Annotated in this window: 17 protein-coding genes, 13 tRNA genes and 2 rRNA genes (1 of these 32 only partly in view); 12 read left to right on the forward strand and 20 right to left on the reverse strand. The window is 54.2% G+C overall.

Features of this window, described 5'->3' with window-relative positions; genetic code table 11:
- Positions 1-12: 12 nt before the first annotated feature.
- Complete coding sequence (locus tag P159_RS0103995) at positions 13-762, reverse strand: DeoR/GlpR family DNA-binding transcription regulator (protein ID WP_029541654.1); 750 nt, start codon at positions 760-762, stop codon at positions 13-15.
- 348 nt (positions 763-1,110) lie between these two features.
- On the opposite strand from P159_RS0103995, the gene P159_RS0104000 reads away from it, so the two are divergent.
- The 9 genes from P159_RS0104000 to P159_RS0104040 all read left to right on the forward strand — a co-directional run bounded on the left by P159_RS0104000 (position 1,111) and on the right by P159_RS0104040 (position 9,139).
- Positions 1,111-1,989 carry a YitT family protein gene (locus P159_RS0104000; RefSeq protein ID WP_051650098.1) on the forward strand — a complete coding sequence of 293 codons (879 nt, stop codon included), beginning with the start codon at positions 1,111-1,113 and terminating at the stop codon, positions 1,987-1,989.
- A 15-nt stretch (positions 1,990-2,004) separates the two neighbouring features.
- Positions 2,005-2,586, forward strand: coding sequence for a hypothetical protein (locus P159_RS0104005; protein ID WP_029541662.1), 582 nt, complete (start codon positions 2,005-2,007; stop codon positions 2,584-2,586).
- A gap of 92 nt (positions 2,587-2,678) precedes the next feature.
- On the forward strand, positions 2,679-3,701 hold the full coding sequence (locus P159_RS0104010) for a GGDEF domain-containing protein (RefSeq protein WP_029541664.1): 1,023 nt from the start codon (positions 2,679-2,681) through the stop codon (positions 3,699-3,701).
- A 9-nt stretch (positions 3,702-3,710) separates the two neighbouring features.
- Complete coding sequence (locus P159_RS0104015) at positions 3,711-4,595, forward strand: HAMP domain-containing histidine kinase (RefSeq protein ID WP_029541667.1); 885 nt, start codon at positions 3,711-3,713, stop codon at positions 4,593-4,595.
- Between the two features lie 154 nt (positions 4,596-4,749).
- Entirely contained in the window at positions 4,750-5,028 is a 279-nt protein-coding gene (locus P159_RS18355) for a YhdT family protein (protein ID WP_037376864.1), read from the forward strand.
- Positions 5,025-6,572, forward strand: a complete 1,548-nt coding sequence (panF, locus tag P159_RS0104025; RefSeq protein WP_029541673.1) for a sodium/pantothenate symporter — start codon at positions 5,025-5,027, stop codon at positions 6,570-6,572. The genes P159_RS18355 and panF overlap by 4 nt, the downstream gene beginning before the upstream one ends.
- Positions 6,573-6,663: 91 nt before the next feature.
- The gene (locus P159_RS0104030; protein WP_029541675.1) at positions 6,664-7,386 is read left to right on the forward strand and encodes an AzlC family ABC transporter permease; all 723 of its coding nucleotides are present in this window, start codon (positions 6,664-6,666) and stop codon (positions 7,384-7,386) included.
- On the forward strand, positions 7,386-7,694 hold the full coding sequence (locus tag P159_RS0104035) for an AzlD domain-containing protein (protein WP_029541677.1): 309 nt from the start codon (positions 7,386-7,388) through the stop codon (positions 7,692-7,694). The genes P159_RS0104030 and P159_RS0104035 overlap by 1 nt, the downstream gene beginning before the upstream one ends.
- Before the next feature lie 179 nt (positions 7,695-7,873).
- On the forward strand, positions 7,874-9,139 hold the full coding sequence (locus P159_RS0104040) for a dicarboxylate/amino acid:cation symporter (RefSeq protein ID WP_029541680.1): 1,266 nt from the start codon (positions 7,874-7,876) through the stop codon (positions 9,137-9,139).
- 71 nt (positions 9,140-9,210) lie between these two features.
- On the opposite strand, the gene P159_RS0104045 is transcribed toward P159_RS0104040, so the two are convergent.
- Positions 9,211-10,707 (reverse strand): oligopeptide:H+ symporter, encoded by a 1,497-nt coding sequence (locus tag P159_RS0104045; protein ID WP_029541683.1) that lies wholly within the window; start codon positions 10,705-10,707, stop codon positions 9,211-9,213.
- 400 nt (positions 10,708-11,107) lie between these two features.
- Here P159_RS0104045 and P159_RS0104050 point away from each other — a divergent pair, with 400 nt between their 5' ends.
- Positions 11,108-11,512, forward strand: a complete 405-nt coding sequence (locus P159_RS0104050) for a hypothetical protein (RefSeq protein WP_029541686.1) — start codon at positions 11,108-11,110, stop codon at positions 11,510-11,512.
- Positions 11,513-11,555: 43 nt separating this feature from the next.
- Here the strand turns inward: P159_RS0104050 and P159_RS0104055 are convergent, their stop codons facing one another.
- Positions 11,556-12,548, reverse strand: coding sequence for a hypothetical protein (locus P159_RS0104055; protein WP_029541688.1), 993 nt, complete (start codon positions 12,546-12,548; stop codon positions 11,556-11,558).
- 271 nt (positions 12,549-12,819) lie between these two features.
- Between P159_RS0104055 and trpS the strand changes: the two genes are divergently transcribed.
- Positions 12,820-13,830 (forward strand): tryptophan--tRNA ligase, encoded by a 1,011-nt coding sequence (gene trpS / locus P159_RS0104060; RefSeq protein WP_029541689.1) that lies wholly within the window; start codon positions 12,820-12,822, stop codon positions 13,828-13,830.
- A gap of 96 nt (positions 13,831-13,926) precedes the next feature.
- Positions 13,927-15,645, forward strand: a complete 1,719-nt coding sequence (locus tag P159_RS0104065) for a methyl-accepting chemotaxis protein (RefSeq protein ID WP_029541691.1) — start codon at positions 13,927-13,929, stop codon at positions 15,643-15,645.
- A 143-nt stretch (positions 15,646-15,788) separates the two neighbouring features.
- Here P159_RS0104065 and P159_RS0104070 read toward each other — a convergent pair whose 3' ends face one another.
- From P159_RS0104070 to P159_RS0104150, 17 genes are all read right to left on the reverse strand, one after another.
- Positions 15,789-16,748: an L-lactate dehydrogenase gene (locus tag P159_RS0104070; protein WP_029541693.1), complete on the reverse strand. Its 960-nt coding sequence runs from the start codon at positions 16,746-16,748 to the stop codon at positions 15,789-15,791.
- 90 nt (positions 16,749-16,838) lie between these two features.
- Entirely contained in the window at positions 16,839-18,176 is a 1,338-nt protein-coding gene (locus P159_RS0104075; protein ID WP_037376865.1) for an NlpC/P60 family protein, read from the reverse strand.
- Positions 18,177-18,238: 62 nt separating this feature from the next.
- A tRNA-Leu gene (locus P159_RS0104080) sits at positions 18,239-18,324 on the reverse strand.
- Between the two features lie 29 nt (positions 18,325-18,353).
- Positions 18,354-18,439, reverse strand: a tRNA-Leu gene (locus P159_RS0104085).
- 41 nt (positions 18,440-18,480) lie between these two features.
- Positions 18,481-18,566, reverse strand: a tRNA-Leu gene (locus P159_RS0104090).
- A gap of 31 nt (positions 18,567-18,597) precedes the next feature.
- Positions 18,598-18,686 (reverse strand) — tRNA-Leu (locus P159_RS0104095).
- A gap of 16 nt (positions 18,687-18,702) precedes the next feature.
- Positions 18,703-18,776 (reverse strand) — tRNA-Gly (locus P159_RS0104100).
- A gap of 12 nt (positions 18,777-18,788) precedes the next feature.
- Positions 18,789-18,864: transfer RNA gene (locus P159_RS0104105), tRNA-Thr, on the reverse strand.
- An 8-nt stretch (positions 18,865-18,872) separates the two neighbouring features.
- A tRNA-Phe gene (locus P159_RS0104110) sits at positions 18,873-18,948 on the reverse strand.
- Positions 18,949-19,005: 57 nt separating this feature from the next.
- Positions 19,006-19,082 (reverse strand) — tRNA-Asp (locus tag P159_RS0104115).
- 6 nt (positions 19,083-19,088) lie between these two features.
- Positions 19,089-19,164 (reverse strand) — tRNA-Val (locus P159_RS0104120).
- 5 nt (positions 19,165-19,169) lie between these two features.
- Positions 19,170-19,245 (reverse strand) — tRNA-Lys (locus P159_RS0104125).
- Positions 19,246-19,272: 27 nt separating this feature from the next.
- Positions 19,273-19,348, reverse strand: a tRNA-Lys gene (locus tag P159_RS0104130).
- 4 nt (positions 19,349-19,352) lie between these two features.
- Positions 19,353-19,427 (reverse strand) — tRNA-Gln (locus P159_RS0104135).
- A gap of 37 nt (positions 19,428-19,464) precedes the next feature.
- Positions 19,465-19,540, reverse strand: a tRNA-Asn gene (locus P159_RS0104140).
- A 4-nt stretch (positions 19,541-19,544) separates the two neighbouring features.
- Positions 19,545-19,661, reverse strand: a 5S ribosomal RNA gene (gene rrf / locus P159_RS0104145).
- Positions 19,662-19,728: 67 nt separating this feature from the next.
- A 23S ribosomal RNA gene (locus tag P159_RS0104150) occupies positions 19,729-19,772 on the reverse strand; it runs 2,869 nt beyond the window's last position.

Here is a 19,772-nt window from a genome sequence, read left to right on the forward strand (position 1 = left end):
TTCCTCCTCGATTTACTCCCCATCTTCCAGGACCGTGGTGAAGTCCCGGTATTTCTTGTCTTCCAGCTTCCCTGTGATGATGGTGGCGCTGGAAATGCTGCCAAAGGTAATGGGAGCAATCCTGTTGAACTTGGAACGGTCTGCCAGCACATAGGCGTGCTTGCAGCGCTTCAGGGCTTCCCCTTTAACCTCACCCTCGTCTGCATCCGGCGTGCTGTAACCGGACTGGGTGCTGATGCCGTTGGTGCCGAAAAACCCCTTAGTGAAATTGTACGCCTCCAGGCTTCTGATAGCCCCGCTGCCCACCACTGCTTCCGTGGTAGCTTTCATGGCCCCTCCCAGGATAAAGACCTTGAAGCCTCTGGCGGAAAGTTTGGAGGCATGGGGCAGGCCGTTGGTGACGTAAGTGGCTCCCTTTTCCGTCAGGAAATCAATCATCTGGAGGGTGGTGGAGCCTGCGTCCAGATAGACAAAATCCCGGCGCTTCACCAGCCCTGCCGCCAGACGTGCAATGCCCACCTTTTCCTCCGTAAAGAGGGAACTCTTGGTGCGCATATCCTCCTCCGAAGCGGAGTAGCGATTGTCGATGGCGGTGGCGCCTCCGTAGACCTTGTAGAGCCTGCCGCTCTTGTGCAGGCTGGTGAGGTCACGCCGCACGGTGGATTCCGATGTGTTGAGAAGGCGAGTGAGCTCCGTGACTGTCACAGCCTTCTTTTCTGTGAGCAGTCGCAGGATAGCTGCATAACGCTCTTCCGTGAGCATAAGTTTCCCCCCTTTAATGTATTTTGTTATTAATATCATATAGCTAAACATAAGCAAAGTCAATCAAAACCGTGAGAAAGCAAGCAAAATTTTGGTATAAACGATTACATACAAGCAAAATCAACCATCCTCATCCAAAAAACGTCCAGAGTCCCTGCTGGTGCTCCCCACGCCCCTGGCGCCCACGGATGGGCGCCCGCGGACCTTTGAATAACGTGAAGTTATTCAGGTCCGGTTTTCTTTTTGTTACTTTTTCTTTGCGCCAAAGAAAAAGTAAGGCCGAAACGTAACATTTTAGGGTATAATGTATTATAGAAGAAAACCTTTTACAGAACGGAGCGTGACCCTATGACCGAATCCAAGCCAAAGATAGTACAGCACCGCAAAGCCTCCTTTTACTTCAAGAAGTACCTCACCATCTTCATAGGCGCCCTCATTGCCTCCGTAGGGCTGGAGATTTTCCTCATCCCCAACGAAGTCATTGACGGCGGCGTGGTGGGCCTATCCATCATGGCTCAGACCCTTTCCGGTTTCAGCATCGGCATCTTCCTCATCCTATTCAACCTGCCCTTCCTCTATTTAGGCTACAAGCAGATAGGCCAGAACTTCGCCATCGCCACTCTGGTGGCCATCCTCTTCCTGTCCGGTTGGTCGAAGGTCATGGAACCCATCCCTCCCCTAACCACTGACCCCTTCCTGGCTGCCATCTTCGGCGGCATCATAGACGGCCTGGGGGTGGGCCTCATCATCCGGGCAGGCGGCAGCCTGGACGGCACGGAGATTGTAGCCATCATCATGGACAAGAAATCCGTCTTCTCCGTGGGCGAAGTGGTCATGTTCATCAACCTTTTCATCCTTTCCAGCGCAGGCCTCTTGTACGGCTGGGACAAGGCCATGTACTCACTGGTGGCCTACTTCGTCATTTCCAAGATGATTGACGTGGTCATCAAAGGTCTGGACGAGTCCTACGCGGTGATGATCGTCACCAACAGTCATGATGACATCACCTCAGCCCTCAATGACCGCCTGGGCCGCGGCGTCACTTTGCTCCACGGAGCAGGGGGATACACCGGGGAGAGCAAGGAAGTGCTCTACTGCGTGGTGACGCGGCTGGAAGTTGACAAATTGAAGGAAATCGTGCTTGAAAAAGACGAAAATGCCTTCGTCACCATCAACGCCGTCCATGACATTATAGGCGGGCGCTTCAAGAAGAAGGCTATCCACTAAGTCGAGGTGTTCATCATGAAAAAGGTACGTTTCATTTTACCGTTACTTGTTACGCTTCTCATAAGCCTTTCCTCCCTCGCCTCCGCCGCCCCCCTGCGGCTGGCACAATATCCAGTCATCGACCGGGCCTGGTGTCCTGCCGATGTGCTGATGACTCTCAATTCGCAGGTTTCACGGGCCACCCATGTGCCCCTTAACGGCTACCTCAAGACGGTGGAGTACCTACCGGAGGAGGAACTGTTTTCTGCCATGAGGGCTGTCCGGCAGGAAATGGGGGCAAAAGCCAAAGACAAGGAACTGCTCCGCCCCCTGGCCGCCCGGCTGAAGGCCGACATGGTGGTCCTGCCCATACTGGACGGCTACCAGGAATGGCAGCGCATGAGCTGGCACAGGGGCACGATCTACCACAGCTACGCCTCGGTGATGCTCTATGTCTACGATGCCCGCACCGATGAAGTGGTGAAAAAAGGTGCTTCCCGCTTCTATGACGACGAAAGCTCTGCCATGGGCACTGCTTTCAACATGGCCAAAGAAGCCATGGATGATGTGCTGCGGTCCAGCCACCTCCATGAACGCATCTATCCCTCAAAGAAATAAAAAGGAAGAAACGGGCAGGAAAAGGCCGATTTTTGACGAATATGCACGTGAATGGATTTTGCAGGATGTCTCCCAAGAAGGAAGGTATGCACATGATGCCTACAGAAATCCATATACCTTTGCTCATCTTCCTTATCATGATTCTCTGGGGGCTTTCCCTGCTGGGCACGGTATATTATTTCCATCGGGTAATCCAACGGGAGCGGAAACTCAAGGAAGGCATGGGGCATCTTCTAACCTTTACCGACCTCTGCACTTTTGTCTTTGATATGCGCAAGGACACCATGAGGCTTTCCGCCGCCTGTGCAAAACTCCTGGGATTGCCGGAGCTCATTGACAATTTCACGGAGGCCTGCCATGAAGAAAGCGGTCAGAAAACTTCCTACCAAACGCTTCTGGAGGCCATGACCCCGGAAGCTGACCAGCAGCGTATGCAGCTAACCCAGCCCAACGGTGCCTCCGGCACCTACCGGGTCACCAACCGCATCTACTATACAAAGAATGAAGAAATCGACTACATCATCGGCATTCTCACAGATGTCACCCAGGAAGCCCGCCGGGAGGAGCATCTGGCTCTCCATGCCCAAATCGACGGCCTCACCCATGTCTACAACAGCGGCACCGTCCGGCGGCTGCTGTCCGACTCCATGTCGGACTTCAATGAGTACGACCTGGGAGCTTTCCTGATTCTGGATATCGACAATTTCAAGAAATTCAACGACCTCTACGGCCACCAGACCGGAGACCAGGTGCTGCGCATTGTGGCCAGAGTACTGAGGGAAAGTCTGCGGGTAAATGATGTGATTGGCCGTCTGGGCGGTGATGAATTCTGCGCCTACCTGCCGGGACTTTCCAGCATCGGCTTTTTGAACGGCCTCTGCTCGCGGCTGAACAGCAGCGTCACGGTGGCAGCTGCCTCCGAGGGCATCGAAGCCCCTGTGACCATCAGCATTGGTGCCACCATGCTCCACACCTTCGACGACTTCCTCACCGCCTACGACCGGGCTGACCAGGCCCTTTACGAGGCCAAGGAAAATGGCCGCAACTGCTATGTAGCCAAAGAAGCCCCCTCCCCGGAAGGGACCAGCAAGGAAAAAAATGCAGACAAGGATTGAGGTCAGGTAATGCCTATGGACTTTGCAGCTACGCTTATCATCATTCTACTGATAGTTACCAACACAGCTTTTTGTCTGGCTGCCGTCATTTTTTACAAGCGGTGGCGCAGAGGCCAGCGCCTGGCAGTGCTCTCTGAGCAAAGCCGGGCCAGTCGTGTGCGCTCTGAAACGGCCAGGCAGGTCATCAAAAGGCAGCATTTTTTCATTTCCCGCTATGTGAGATATCTGGAAGCTCCCACCAAAGACATCAATGAGCTGACGGAGAAAATTTCCCAAAGCAAGGATATAAACTCGGCCCATGCAGCAGCCAGCCGTCTGGAAGCCCGAAGCCGCCTGTTGCTGAAGTCCATTGCCAATCTAAAAGATTTTGCCGATCTGGAGCTGGGGGAACTGACCCTGAAGCAGGAGTCTGTGTCCAGCCGCCAACTGCTGGAAGAAGCCATCAGCACCATGCGCGCTTTCTTTTCCTCCAGCCACCAGCATCTGCTGCTGGATATCAACAGCTGGCACGAGCAGAACATCATCGTGGACCGGGGTAAATTCTGTTCCATGCTTGGGCATCTGGCCCACGGCATTGCCAGCTATCTGCCAGAAGGGTGCACCATCAACTTCACCGCCGAAGCCATCCGCTCAGGAGAAGGGCGCGTGGTCACCTGGCTGCAGATTTCCGACAGCGTCACAGACTTCGACCTGCCCGAAAGCGAGCATCTTTTCGACCCTCTGGGAGCCTCCCTGGTCTCTCATGCCAATATCGAAGTTGAGGGACAGATGCCTTCGCTGGATCTCCCCTTCGCCAAGCACCTGGCAGAGCTGATGGGTGGCTCCCTGAACTTCCGCCGCGTCGGCACAGGGCATGCGGTGGAAATAGAGTTATTCTTCAACGTTGGGGAATAAATGTGGAAAAAAAAGGACATTTGGGTTAAAATATAAAGCGCCTATGAGGCGCTTTTTTCATGCTGAAGCGTTCGGGGCAGGCAGGCGGCAAAATTTCACACGTTACGCTTTTGCCTCCTGCCTGCCCCTGACTTAATTTCATAAGGAGGCAATTATGACCCCTAAAGAAAAATACAGGCAGATTTGCCGGGAGGCGGGCGCCACGGGGCTGGTGCTGCTCTTGCTCATCATCATGTGGTGCGTGCTGGGTTTTGGACTTTCTGGCTCCGATACGCTGATTTTCGGACTGCCCCTGTGGGCGGTGGCCGGCACCGTTGGGATATGGCTGCTGGCAATCTTCCTCACCTTTATACTGGTGAAATTCATCTTCAAGGACATGGCCCTTTCACAGCCCTTTGACAAGAATTATATTGAGAAAGAGACTAAGGAGTGACTGCAGTGGGAAATCTATCTGCCTTGCTGCCCTTGCTGATTTTCATGGGCGTGATGATCGGCATCGGCTTCTATGTGCGGCGGGAAGGCTCCCGCTCCGGCACGGGCTTTGTAAAAAATTATTTTATCGGCAATCATAATCTGGGCGGCTTCGTGCTGGCCATGACCACCGTAGCCACCTACAGCTCCGTCTCCTCCTTCGTGGGAGGTCCGGGCATGGCCTGGCAGATAGGCTTTGGCTGGATTTACATGGCGGTAGTACAGGTGACAGCCATCTTCCTGGTACTGGGTGTCTACGGCAAGCGGGTGGCCCTGTTGTCCCGGCGGCTGGAGGCCGTCACCGTGGTGGACATCATCAGGGCGCGGTTTAACTCCGACAGGCTGGCAGGCCTTGCGGCCTTCATCATCGTGCTCTTCTTCTGCGCCACCATGACAGCCCAGTTCGTGGGCGGAGCCAAGCTCTTTGCCGCCGTCACAGGGTACAGCTATGAGATGGGGCTCTTGCTTTTCGGCCTCACAGTGGTACTCTACACAGCCATCGGCGGCTTCCGGGCCGTGGCCCTCACGGACACCTGCTGCGCCATTGTCATGATGGTGGGCATCGTGCTGCTGCTCTACTATGTGCTGCAGGCAGGCGGCGGCTATGAAAACATCATGAACACTCTCCACGCTGACCATCCGGAGATGTTCGAGCCTCTGTCGGCAGGCCACATGCCTTTGACCCTCTACCTCACCCAGTGGATTCTGGTGGGCATCTGTACCATCGCCTTGCCCCAGTCCGTGGTGCGCGGCATCAGCTACAAGGACACCAAGGGCCTCCATCAGGCCATGCTCATTGGCACTGTTGTCGTGGGCTTCATGAATATCGGCATCAACTTCACGGGAATCCTGGCTCACGGAGTGCTGACAGGCCCCCTGGAAAGTTACGGCGGCGTGGACAACATCATCCCCAAGACCATTGTCACCGCCATGCCGCCTTCTCTCGTAGGCTTTGCCATCATCGGCCCCCTGGCGGCCTCCATCTCCACCATCTCAGGCCTCCTGATAGTGGCCTCCTCCGCCATCATCAAGGACGTCTACCTCCATGCCAAGAAGGCCAATGGGGAAAGGGTCTCGGATAAGAAACTGAGGCTGCTGTCCATGGCAGCTACAGGCGTCATCGGCGTGCTGGTGTTCTTCATCGCCGTTACCCCGCCCTCCCTCATCTGGATCATCAACATGTTCGCCTTCGGCGGACTGGAGACAGCCTTCTTCTGGGTACTGCTCCTGGGCCTCTTCTGGCGCAAAGCCAACAAAGCCGGAGCAATTCTCGCCATGGCAGGAGGCACTTTCATCTACGTCCTGCCCATGCTGGGCAAGATGCTCCTGCTCCTCACCTCAGCCGAATGGGCAACCGCCTTTGCCGAAGCCCTGAACTGGTCCCCCTTCGGCCTGCACAGGATTGTGCTGGGACTGGCGGTTTCCCTGATTTGCTTCATTATCGGAGCATATAAGGGGAAGCCCACCAAGGAAGAAACTCTCGCCCTGTTCTTCCCCGGAAAATAATACAATGTAAGGAAGCGCTCTTGCTAAGGGCGCTTCTTTACTCTATACTAGGATAATATATTGTAAATTTTACAAACGGAAGTGATTTTTAATGCAGCCGGAATGGACTATCAACCGTCGGCAGGTGCTTTTGGAGGGCATGCGGGACGGACTGCCTATTGCTTTGGGGTATTTCGTGGTTTCCTTTACCCTGGGCATTGCCGCCAAGAATGCTGGCTTGAACGCTTTGGAAGGCTTCTTTGCCAGCCTGTTCAACAATGCCTCGGCGGGGGAATACGCTGGTTTTACCGTCATCGCCTCGGGGGGGACGCTCCTCACTATGGCAGTGCTCACCCTGGTGGCCAATGCCCGCTATATGCTTATGAGCACTGTGCTGTCCCAGAAATGCCCGGAAAACCTGCCCCTTTACCACCGCATCCTGGTGGCCTTTGATGTGACGGACGAGATTTTCGGCATCACCATTGCCCGGCCCGGTCCGCTGAATCCCTACTACAACTACGGGGCCATGCTGGTGGCCCTGCCCGGATGGTCCGTGGGCACAGCCCTGGGCATCATGGCAGGCTCTGTGCTGCCCCTGTCAGCTGTATCGGCCCTGTCTGTGGCCCTCTACGGCATGTTTATCTGGGTCATCGTACCCCAAGGGAAAAATGACCGCATCATCGCCGTCCTCATCGTCATCAGCATGCTGATGAGCCTCGGGGCCAGCCTTGCCCCTATGATTTCTGACCTGTCCGCCGGCACCCGCACCATTATCCTCACGGTGCTTATTGCAGGCCTGGCCGCTTATTTCTTCCCCCACAAGGAGGCTGCATGATGGAGCCAAGCATATTCACATATCTTCTGGTCATGAGCGCCGTGACTCTGGCCATCCGCATCCTGCCCCTGACCTTGATTCGGGGAGAGGTAAAAAGCCCCTTTTTGAAATCCTTCCTTTACTATGTCCCCTATGTGACCCTGGCCGTCATGACCTTCCCTGCCATGACTCAGGCCACCCAGAGCCCCGTCAGCGGCACTCTCGCCCTGCTCTCAGGGTTGCTTCTCGCCTGGTGGGGCGCCAGCCTTTTCAAGGTAGCTGCGGCCTGCTGTGCCGTGGTTTTCCTGACGGAAATGGTAATTTGCTGAAAAAGTCCATCTTATATGTATACATTCAAAAAATTCTCTCAGTAGTAGACATCTTAAACCGAAAGTGTTAAAATGTAAACATAGAAACCGCGCAAAGGAGCCGCATATATGTCCCATAGGATATGTATGCGGCTTCGTGCGTAAGAACGGGTTTCGAGAAAAATTTGGGAGGGAATTTCATGTCAGAAAAAACGAAAACCAACCTTGACAAGCTGGGGCTATGGATTATCATCGCCACGGTGCTGGGCGCTGTGGTGGGCCTCATCATGGGGCCGAACGCCCATATGTTCGCGCCTATGGGCGACCTCTTCATGCGCCTCATCAAGATGGTGGTTGTACCCCTGGTGCTCTTTTCCCTGATTGGCGGGGCTGCCTCTCTGGGAAACTCCAGCAGCGCCGGGAAGATAGGTCTTCTGACCTTTGGCTACTACGGCATCACCACGGCTGTGGCAGTGGCTTTGGGCCTTGCTGCCAGCGAGATTTTCCAGCCGGGCCGCGGTATCGAGATGGCAGCACTCTCTGAGGCTGCCATCCAGGTGGAACACATGGAAGAAAGCACTCATATTCCCGGCTTCTGGGATACGGTGCTGGGCTTCGTGCCTACCAATCCCTTCCAGGCTCTGGTGGAAGGCAATATCCTGCAGATTATCGTCTTTGCTCTGTTCATGGGCTTTGCCGCCACCCATCTTGAGGAAAGCAAGAAGAATTTCGTGCTGAGTTTCTTCAACTACCTCACTGAGCTCTTCATCAAGGTCATGACCGGCATCATGTATGCCGCACCTATCGGCGTCTTCTGCCTCATGGCTGACGCCACGGGCACCTTCGGCTATGCGGTGCTCACCAAGATTCTATACCTCATCGTGCTGTACGTGGCAGTGCTGGCCATCGTCACCTACGGCATGATTGGCGGGACTGTGGCCATGTTCTCCAAGTGCACCAACTACAAGCAGTTCTTCAAGAGCATGTGGAAAGTGCAGGTCTTTGCTTTCTCCACCGCTTCTTCCATCGCCACCCTGCCGCTGAACATGAACACGGTACGTGAAGAACTTGGTGTATCCAAAGAAACCACTTCCTTTGCCCTGCCTCTGGGCGCCACCATCAACATGAACGGCAACGCCGCCTATTACGCCATGGCCGCCACTTTCATCGCCCAGATGTACGGCATGGAGCTTTCCCTGCCCCAGTACATCGCCATCATCGTCACCAGCACCCTGGGCGCTGTGGGCCAGGCAGGCGTTCCCGGCCCCACGCTTCTGGTAGTGGCCGTCCTGGTAGCCGGCGGCATCCCCATCGATGCCCTGCCCATCCTCTTCGGTGTTGACCGCATCTTCGACATGCTGCGCACCGCCGTGAACATCACCGGCGACGCTGCCTGCGCCACCATTGTGGACAGGTTCAGGACAGTAGACGAAGCCTCTGTCGAGCACAATTTGAAGGAAGCGTAATTACAATAAAGAGCGCTGAAAGCCCCCGGAAAAACAAATCCGGGGGCTTTCGCATGCTTCTGTATGATATTTTAGTTGTTCGTGGCAAGAATTTCTTCTGCCTCATCAGTCTTGTTGATGAGCTTGTTCAGCACAGGCACCATGAAGGCCATGACTACCGTCACGCCCAGAGTCACCAGGCCGATATCGGTGAAGACGCCGGTGTAGATGCCGAGAGTCTCCACGGAATTCGTCATGCCCTCTGGCACAGCGGTGAGAGCTGCTACCTTGCCGCCCAGCACAGCTGCAATGGCGGTGGTGAGGAACCAGGCCCCCATGAGGAAGCCCAGCAGGCGCTGGGGCACCAGCTTGGAAATCATGGACAGGCCCAGGCCGGAAATCAGGAGCTCGCCAATGGAGGACAGGAAGTAGGAACCAACCAGCCACCAGGCAGACACAATGCCGGCCTCGCTGGCAAACTTGGCAGAGAAGCCAACCACCAGGAAGGAACCTGCCGTCAGCAACATGCCCAGGGCGAACTTGGCGGGCATGGAAAGGTCAGTGCCCTTATCGCCGAAGTGGCTGTACATCCAGGCAAGGATGGGGCTGGCCAGCATGATCCAGAAGGGGTTCAGCGTCTGGAACACCTGTGCATCGGGAATCTCAATGCCCATGATGCTGTGCTCCACGTTGTTGATAGCGAAGAAATTCAGAGAAGTAGGCATCTGCTGATACAGGGTGAAGAAGACAATAGCCTCCACAATGAGGATCAGGGCGGCAATCATCTTGCTGCGCTCAGCCCCACGGGACTGGAAAATCATCTTGAAGAACACGCCGTACACCAGAGCAGCAATGCCCCACAGCAGCACATGAGCCACTTCCAGATGGCTCAGCATCCAGGCAGAAACGAAGGTCATGACAATGACACCGGCTACCACCAGAGCCATTTTCGTAGCGGACAAAGGTGCCTTGCCAGCGGGGGAATCAACGCCCTTCACCAGATAGCGGAAGCTGAAGAAACCGCCGATAGCCACCACCAGGCCCATGGCACAGATGGAGAAACCCAGGGAAAGTCCATACATGGAGCCGACGATAGGCACCAGCAGCATGGAGCAGAAGGAGCCGATATTCACGGCCATATAGTACATGGTGAAAGCAGAATCAAGATGCTGCTCATCACCCTCATAAATCTTGGACAGCAAGGAGGAAGGGTTAGCCTTGAAGATACCGTTGCCGCAGGCAATGGCACCAAGAGCCACGAATACCAGGTACTCCTCAACCTGGTCGCCACTGGCAGCAAAAGCCATAATGGCATAACCAATCATGAGGACAATAGCCCCCAGGGCGATAGTGCGCTGGGTGCCCAGCACCTTGTCACCGATATAGCCGCCGATGGACACATAGCCGTACACCATGGCGGAGAAAGCACCGAAGACGATGAAGGACTGCGCGTCCCCCATGTTCAGCGCTTTCACGAAGAACATAGCCAGCACGGCCTGCAGGCCGTAGTAGCCAAAGCGCTCCCAGAACTCTATGAAGAACAGCATATTGAATGCGCTCTTCCTGTTAATAGGATGTGCATCTGACATAAGTAAAACTCCAATCTCTCTGCGGGAGTGTCTTGCTCCTCCCGGAATCTAATATGTATCACACTGATGGACATTTTACCATATTCTTACGCACAATAAAAGGCCAAGTGACTGTAAAGACTGTTAATATTGGGCTTTTGGGCCTATCTTCTCTATATATTATGCACAAATGTGCATCAAGTATGGATTATAAAAAGTTGATTGTGCCTTTGGTGTTCATTCTCTGTGAACATGGTCCTGAAAATAAAACAAAGTTTTTTTTGCTTTTGTAATCATGTATATCAATAAGGACATTCGACCACAATGTCCACAGAGTGTATACATCTGATATATTCCCCTTATTGACATGATTAATCAGTTTGCTACAATAAATGTATACGCTAAAAGAAAGGAAGATTCCATGTTTTATATAGTGAATTCCCTGATTACCGAAGAAGGCCGTCAGACCTTTTCCCTGCTTGGCATCACCGAGGACAAGCAGCAGGCAGCTGCTCTGGCTGCAGAGGTCTACAAGGACTACAACAAGAACGCCTCCTTCCAGAACATCGAAATGATTACTGAATGGCTGGCCACCCGCCGCAAGTACTCCTTCCGCAAGGACAAGGAGCACAGATTGCAGCTGGCTATCACGGAAGCCGGAGAACTCAACCAGCTGCTTCCCGCTGAAGCAGGGCTGGTATTCTCTGCTGCCGCTGAGGAGGAGGAACTGGCCCGCCGCATGAGCCAGGCACTCTTTGAGGGCCAGCATACAGCCAGCCGGGGAGAATTTCCCCCAAAGGCTGCAGGCTGCCCACTGGAAAGCTAAAAAGAGAGGGAAATGTTTCACACCGAAGCATTTCCCTCTCTTTTTATTTTTTATTTTTCTTTGGTTCTCCCCAGGCACTCGCAGCTTCCAGGGTAGCTGCCGTACCGGTCTTTTCGTGATAGGCCTTCAGGTCCTCCAGCCACTTTGCCATCACATTATAGGCCTTCAAGCTCTTGTCCTGATAAGTGGCATGGTAAAGGTAGTTGGTCCATCCTTCATGCACTTCCTGCACATAGTTTTCCCCGTCCTTGCCGGTGAAGAAATCCAGCCGCACACCCTCCCTGGGCAGCACCAGGGTGTAGTATTTGAACTTGCGCATCTGAATATCTTTGGCGCTCCTGTAGCTGGCCCCGTAAAGGAGTTTCTCAACGTAGGGCAGCGGAGAAAAACCATCTGCCGTGGAGGGAGCCTCACCATTCTTGCCCAGAGTATAGGCCTCCGGCTGGCCGTAGATGAAATTGGCCAGATAGATGCCAATATTGCTGTTATCAGCAGTCACAGGCGTAAGGCCGTTGTCTTTGATGAAATCACCGTGCACATAATCCCAACCCCAGGCATTCAGCTTGGTCCACTGCCTTTGGTCACGCACCATATCCTCCTGGCTTTCACGCACATAGCGCACATCAGTGGGGTGGTAGTAAATGTAGTACCCGCCCTCTGAATCTTTGGCAATCAGCTCAGCCCCGGACATATCATGGCGAAGTTTCTCGTGGAGCTGCTCTGCCGTCAACCTACCCAGGCTGAAAATCCAGCCAGCGCCTGACTCAGTCTCCCCTGCCTTTTGGGCAGCTTCCACAGAAGCCTTCTCAGAAACGGCAAAGAAGCTGCCCTCCGGGGCGGTAGTATCTTTCAGCAGCAGCTCATCGTATTCCTCAGGAATCCGCAGCTTCAGCCCCTGGCTCTCATACAGACGCCCCTGCCCTGCTTCAGTCTCTGCCGAAACAGCAGGTGTCGCCTCCTCAGCCAGAGCGAAATTCCCCGGTGCCGCCAGCACAGCTGCCGCCAGCAGGGCAGCCATTATTTTTCCGCTTTTCATATATAATCCCCCTTCCACCGTCTTCGACGGTCCCCCTCCCCCGCAAGCGGTGGAGGTAAGGTCTGCTAGAAGCGTAAATCTCCCGAATGGAAAAATTCACTACTCAACTAATATAAGACACTTCCCCATTCTACCATATCCTGCCCCGTCCTTCCACCTGTTACACCTCTATTTGCACTTTTCAGTTTTATTGACAAATTAACGACAATAGACTATGCTAGACTTTAGTTTATTTGAATTCATATATTATTGATAGTTAGGAGCAATTGCTATGTCAGAAGCACAGGAAAAGAAAAAAATCATCCTCAGCGGCATCCAGCCCACGGGCGTCTTCACCCTTGGCAACTACCTGGGAGCAGTGAAAAACTGGCAGCAGATGCAGGAAGACTATCAATGCTATTATTTCATCGCCGACCTTCATTCCCTGACGGTACACATTGACCCGAAACTCAGGAAACAGCAGTCCCTGCAGGCCTTTGCCCTGCTCCTGGCCTGCGGCATCGACCCGGAAAAGAGCCTTATTTTCGTCCAGAGCCATGTGCCCACCCATGCAGAAATGGGCTGGATCCTGGCCTGCTGCTCACAGTTCGGTGAGCTTAGCCGCATGACCCAGTTCAAGGACAAGAGCGCCAAGCACCCGGAGAATATCAATGCGGGCCTTTTCACCTATCCTTCCCTCATGGCAGGGGATATCCTGCTCTATCAGGCAGACTATGTGCCGGTAGGGGCTGACCAGACCCAGCACCTGGAATTCACCCGTGACATCGCCACCCGCTTCAACCATGTTTACGGGGAGACTTTCAAGCTGCCTGAGGGCTACTTCCCCAAGCTCGGTGCCAGGGTCATGAGCCTGCAGGAGCCTACCTCCAAGATGAGCAAGTCCGACACCAACCCCAACGCTACCATCTCCATTCTCGATGAAGAAAATGTCATCATCAAGAAGTTCAAGCGGGCTGTCACCGACAGCGAGATGGAAGTGGTCTTCCGTGAGGGCAAGGACGGCATCAACAACCTTATGACTATTTACTCTGCCATCACGGGCAAGAGTCTCGACGGCATCACCAGCGAATTTGCAGGCAAAGGCTACGGCGACTTCAAGGCCGCTGTGGGTGAAGCCGTAGCTGAGGAGCTGCGCCCCGTGCGTGAGCGCTTCAATGAACTCATGGGCGACAAGGCTGAGCTTGAGCGTCTCATGAAGCAGGGAGCAGAGATTGCCACGAAGATTTCCAGCCGCACCCTCACCAAGGCACGCAAGAAAGTAGGCCTCTACATTACCAAATAAAATAGTCCGATAGAAAAAAACTATATAGCAGGAAAAAATCCCCCTTTGACGAATATGTCTATTACAAAATAAATAGACGTAAAAGGGGGATTTTAAATGCGTTTCATGGACAATCTCAAAGTAGCCTACAAACTGCTGATATTGGCCGTCATCGCTTTCGTCGGCATGGCCTTTATCGGCTTCTCAGGTTACTCCGCTATCCTGGAAGCCCAGATAGACATGGAAAAAATGTATATGGTGGATGTGCGCAGTCTCAGCCATCTGGGCGATGCCCGCCAGGGTATGCGCTCTGCCCAGACCATGACGGTCATCATGACCAACAAAACCGTCACGCCCGAGCGCATGAAAGATCTGGCCGGCAAGTTCGAAGCAGGTGTGAAGGGCACCGATGAAGCTTTGGCCAAATTCAAGGAAGTTTCCGCCGGCAACACAGATGTGCAGGCGAAGTTCGAAGAAACCCTGACGGACTGGAACAGCATGAAAGCCAGTCTGCAGAAGTCCACCAGTCTATCCCTCTCGGGACAGCAGGACGAGGGCATGAATGTCTACAACCAGCATGCCAACGAGGCCACCAAGGTAGCCAAGGACCTGGAGGAGCTGGCTGATGCCGCCACCAAGTCAGCTGAGGCCCTGAATACCAAGAACGATGAGGACAGCGAAGCTGCCAAGTTCAAGATGCTGGCAGAGTGCATCATAGCCCTGATCGTCCTCGTGGTTTCCGCCCTCTGGATCACCCGCGAAGTGGTAAATCCCCTGCGCCAGACCATCGGCGCCTGCGAACGCCTCAAGGAAGGTGATTTCCGCGACAGGGAACGCTCGATTATCCGTGGTGACGAATTCGGTGAAATGGCCGATGCCGTGGCGGGCGTGCGCGTAGCCCTCAATGCCATGATGAAGAACACCGGCCGCATTGCCGAGCAGCTGGCAGCTGCCGCCGAGGAGCTCAATGCTTCCTCCGGCCAGTCTGCCCAGGCCGCCGAGCAGGTGGCCCAGAACGTCACCAGCTCCGCAGGAGCCGTGGTGGAACAGCAGCAGCTCCTGGCTGTCATGCAGGAATCTGTAGACCATTCCAGCCAGGCCGTAGACACTTTGGGCGCAGCTGCCAATGACGTGGCCCGCCAGGCTCAGTCCTCCAATGACGAAGCCGAGTCCGGTGCCAAGTCCATCGAGAACGCCGTATCCCAGATTCTCTCTGTAGAGGAGATTGTCAGTGAATCTGCCGCCACGGTGGACAAACTGGGCCAGAGTTCCCAGGAAATCGGCCAGATTGTGGAAACCATTTCCGGCATTGCCGAACAGACCAACCTGCTGGCCCTGAATGCCGCCATCGAGGCAGCCCGGGCAGGCGAGCATGGCCGCGGCTTCGCCGTAGTGGCAGACGAGGTCAGGAAGCTGGCTGAAGCCAGCCAGACTGCCGCCCAGCAGATTACAACCCTCATTGCAGGTATTCAGAAAGATACCGACGACGCCGTCAGCTCCATGAAGAAGGGCAGTACGGCAGTGCGGGAAGGTTCAGCCTCTGTGGAGCAGCTGCGTGATGCCTTCCAGGCCATCCGCACAGCTTCCGGCAGCGTGGTTTCCAGCGCCCAGCGCATGATCAACGATTTGCAGACTGTGGCCGAAGATGCCAGCAATATCAGCGAGAAATCTGGCAGCATTTCCTCCAAGGGCCGCCAGGTGGCCGAGGAAATGGAAAGCGTCTCTGCCGCTTCCGAAGAGCAGAGCGCTTCTGCTGGCGAGATTGCCAGTGCCTCCAAGGCTCTGGCAGAACTGGCCCAGAACTTGCAGGATTCCCTGCACAAGTTCCAATACTAAGCCGTCCTCCAATTACCATATTTCCCTAATTCTCATTTTCTCCTTTCTTTCAATTCTCTCAACCCGGCAAGGCATGGCCCTGCCGGGGCTTTTTTTGCAATAAAAAACCTTCCCCTGGGGAGGGAAGGCTCAAAAAACATTCGTCAATCAATTACCCCATTGGCCCTCATCACGGCCTTGACGCTCTCAGCGCTCTTTTTCATCATCTCTTCTTCCTCAGCAGGCAGATGCAGGGGGATGCGCTTCTCTACGCCGTGACGGCCAATGATGCTTGGCATGGAAAGGGCCACCTCATGGAGGCCATACTCCCCGTGGAGAGGCATTGACACCGGGCAGACGGCACGCTCGTCAAAGAGCACAGCCTTGGCCAGGCGGCAGGCTCCCATGGCGATGCCCGTGTTGGTCCAGCCCTTGGACTGCACTACATCATAGGCAGTGTTCACAACTTCCTGGCCGATTTCTTCCAAATCCAGCTTGCCTTCATGGTCGTAAAACTCGTCAAGCTGCGAGAGGGGCACGCCGCCGATGCTGACAGTGCTCCAGGCAGGGAAGGCAGAGTTGCCGTGTTCCCCCATCATATAGCCCTGGACAGAGGAAGCATCCACCTTGTAGTGCCTGCCGATGATGCTCTTGAGGCGCATGGTTTCAAGGGTGGTGCCAGTGCCAAAAAGCCGTCCTTCGGGATAGCCAAACTCCGTGGCTGCCACATAGGTAGTGATATCCAGAGGATTGGTAATCATGATAAAGACAGCCTCGCGGGTGTATTTCGTGACTTCGCCCATGATCTCACGGATAACGCCGATGTTTTCCTTGGCCAGGGTCAACCTGTCCATCTTCTGCCCTGGCAGGATGCTGGGACCGGCATCGCAGATAATCACATCTGCATCAGCGCACTCCTCGAAACCGCCGGAATGGACGCGAATCCCAGGCACGTAATCGCAGGACAGGGAATGCACCGCATCCACTGCCTCCCCATGGGCCACTTCCTTCTTGATATCAATGCAGACGATATCTGCTGCCAGCTGGCAGGCAATGGCACGGGCCAGTACAGCAGAGCCCACATGGCCCAGCCCAATGATGGCTAATTTATGTGGCTTGAACACTTTGACATATCCCCTTTGCTAACTGTATTCTGGTAAAGAACGTTTACAAGTTTACAGTATACACCTTATAAGGAAATTTATCAACACGCCTCAATGCCACACCCCTGCAAAACTCGTCAGACCATCTATGGCCTCCTCCCCAGCTGAGTTATGATAGGTCAGATCCGACACCAGCACTCCCTGCACATACTGGCCAGTGCCTTCATTGATGAAATAACCGCTGGTGCTGTGGATGCAGAGCGGTGTGCCGCTGGCATCCGTGCCCAGATACATCATCACATGGCCGGGTTTGAAAAGCAGGTCTCCCGGCTCAGCCTGCTGTCGCAGCGCTGCATAACGTGCCTCTGTGGAGAGGCCGCCCATTTTCACCTGCTTCAAGAGTGCCAGTTCCTGATGATCGGCATCCCGGGGAATCTTCAGGCCCATGGTGTGATAAACATCCTGCACAAAGGAGGAGCAATCCACGCTATTATCCTGCCCACCCCAGCCGTAGGTATCGCCAAGGCATTTGAAGGCCATGGCGATGAAATTACCGCGGGTGCAGGGCAGATAGCCCTCGTGGAGGGTTTCATCAAAATCAGCAGGGCAGTTGTCTATATAAAGCCAGCCTTCAGCGTCCCGCTGAGGAAGCAGCAGGCCCCTCGTCCCCGCTTCCAGGCTGCCGGTGCTGCCATGGACCTTGCCCAGAGGAATCGCTGCCCCCAGCTGATAGAGCTGGGAAATGCCCCCCGCTTCCAAAGTCTTGCGATTTTGGGTGACAACAGCCACCTGAGCGGGAGCTGCATATCTCAGCCAGTCCTCTCTTTCAGCCAGAGCCAGGCTGTCCAGGCTCACCCAGCCCTGGTAATCCTCTGCCTGCACGAAAGCAAACTTTCCATCAAGGCTTCTGTGCCAGATCAGCACCGCCTCCGCCGGGTCCAGCACCGTGCCCTGCAGGTCGTCATAATGCTCATCAGGCTCGTCATTCCAAGCCTCAGACACAGGCAACAAGCGCAGAGCAGCCCGCTGGACGGTGACAGCATACTCTGCCTCTGCCTCCTCTGGCAAATCAACCAGCTTGCAGTTCCTGCGGGCCTGCTGCCAGCTGTCCCAGGTAAGCAATTCTCCTCCCACATACTCCTCAGGCAGCTTCTCCTGCCAAAAGTCCTGCATGGCAGCCATGATATGCTGCCTTACCTCCCGCCCCGGCAAACGGTCAGGAGAGGCTGTGAGGTCTATAAGAGAGGTATCCCGCAGCTGCAAGTCCTGATTCTGGGCAGAAATCTGCTCCGGTGTCAGGATAACTTCCTGGGCATGGGTAGTACGTGAAAGCCAGTAGCCAGGAGCAGCTTCAACGCCAAAACGGCCGCTGCCAGCCTCTGCCGAAAAGGCACTCAGCATGACTATAGAGCCCAGCAATAGCGATGCACATATCCTTTTCAAATTCATTCCTAATCCTCCTTCAAAAACAAGAAAAGCCCAAGCCGTTAAGCTTGAGCTGTAAGTTCAACTGGTGCGGTTGATGGGACTTGAACCCATACGTCTTGTGAACACTACCCCCTCAAAGTAGCGCGTCTGCCAATTCCGCCACAACCGCGTATCATGAATTTCATTTAGATAAAAAAATGGTGCGGTCGAGAGGACTTGAACCTCCACGGTATTGCTACCACTAGCGCCTGAAGCTAGCGCGTCTGCCATTCCGCCACGACCGCATGTTTGTATTATATATCAATTATATGGATTTGTCAAGAGATGGTGCGGTCGATGGGACTTGAACCCATACGTCTTGTGAACACTACCCCCTCAAAGTAGCGCGTCTGCCAATTCCGCCACGACCGCAATATATAATTTTTAGCGAAATAAGGGAAAATGGTGCCGAGGACCGGAATCGAACCGGTACGGTTGTCTCCAACCGACGGATTTTAAGTCCGTTGCGTCTGCCAGTTCCGCCACCCCGGCAGCTTATTCAATAAAGTGGAGCGGGTGATGGGAATCGAACCCACGTGATCAGCTTGGAAGGCTGGAGCTCTACCATTGAGCTACACCCGCGTAAAAGCTAAGTGGAGCTGGCGAGAGGAATTGAACCCCCAACCTGCTGATTACAAGTCAGCTGCTCTACCAATTGAGCTACACCAGCTTGATAAATGGTGCCTCAGAGCGGAATCGAACCACTGACACGGGGATTTTCAGTCCCCTGCTCTACCAACTGAGCTACCGAGGCATTTCATCAAAACAAGTTGAAAATTTATATTATAAACGCTTTCGCGTTATAATCAAGTGGCGACCCCAAGGAGACTTGAACTCCTGACCTCCGCCGTGACAGGGCGGCGTTCTAACCAACTAAACTATGGGGCCATAATATGGTGGGCGATGACAGGATCGAACTGCCGACATCTTGCTTGTAAGGCAAGCGCTCTCCCAGCTGAGCTAATCGCCCATAAATGGTGACCCACCACGGAATCGAACCGTGAACCTACTGATTAAGAGTCAGTTGCTCTGCCAGTTGAGCTAGTGAGTCATGATAAAAGGGGAATACTATCTATATTGGTGGCTCACCCGGGGGTCGAACCCGGGACAACCTGATTAAAAGTCAGGTGCTCTACCAACTGAGCTAGTGAACCAACATGGCTGGGGTAGCTGGATTCGAACCAGCGGTGCGGGAGTCAAAGTCCCGTGCCTTAACCACTTGGCGATACCCCAATTAGTTATGGGGGGCTCCCCAGATTATTTTTAAAATTGGCTCCTCGAACAGGACTCGAACCTGTGACATTCTGATTAACAGTCAGACGCTCTACCGACTGAGCTATCGAGGAATCAAACTGGCAGCTTCCTATCCTCCCAGCCCGTCTCCAGGCAAGTACTTTCGGCCTCTGAATGCTTAACTACTGTGTTCGGAATGGGAACAGGTGGATCCATTCAGGCATCGCCACCAGATATTCAGTTGAAAGATTGCTCTTTCAAAACTATACAGAAGAATTACTTTGCGTTGAACATCTTAGATTAAGTTAAGCCCTCGACATATTAGTAGTAGTTAGCTTCATACCT

The organism is Selenomonas sp. AB3002 (assembly GCF_000702545.1).
In the GTDB taxonomy this organism is placed as follows: domain Bacteria; phylum Bacillota; class Negativicutes; order Selenomonadales; family Selenomonadaceae; genus Selenomonas_B; species Selenomonas_B ruminantium_A.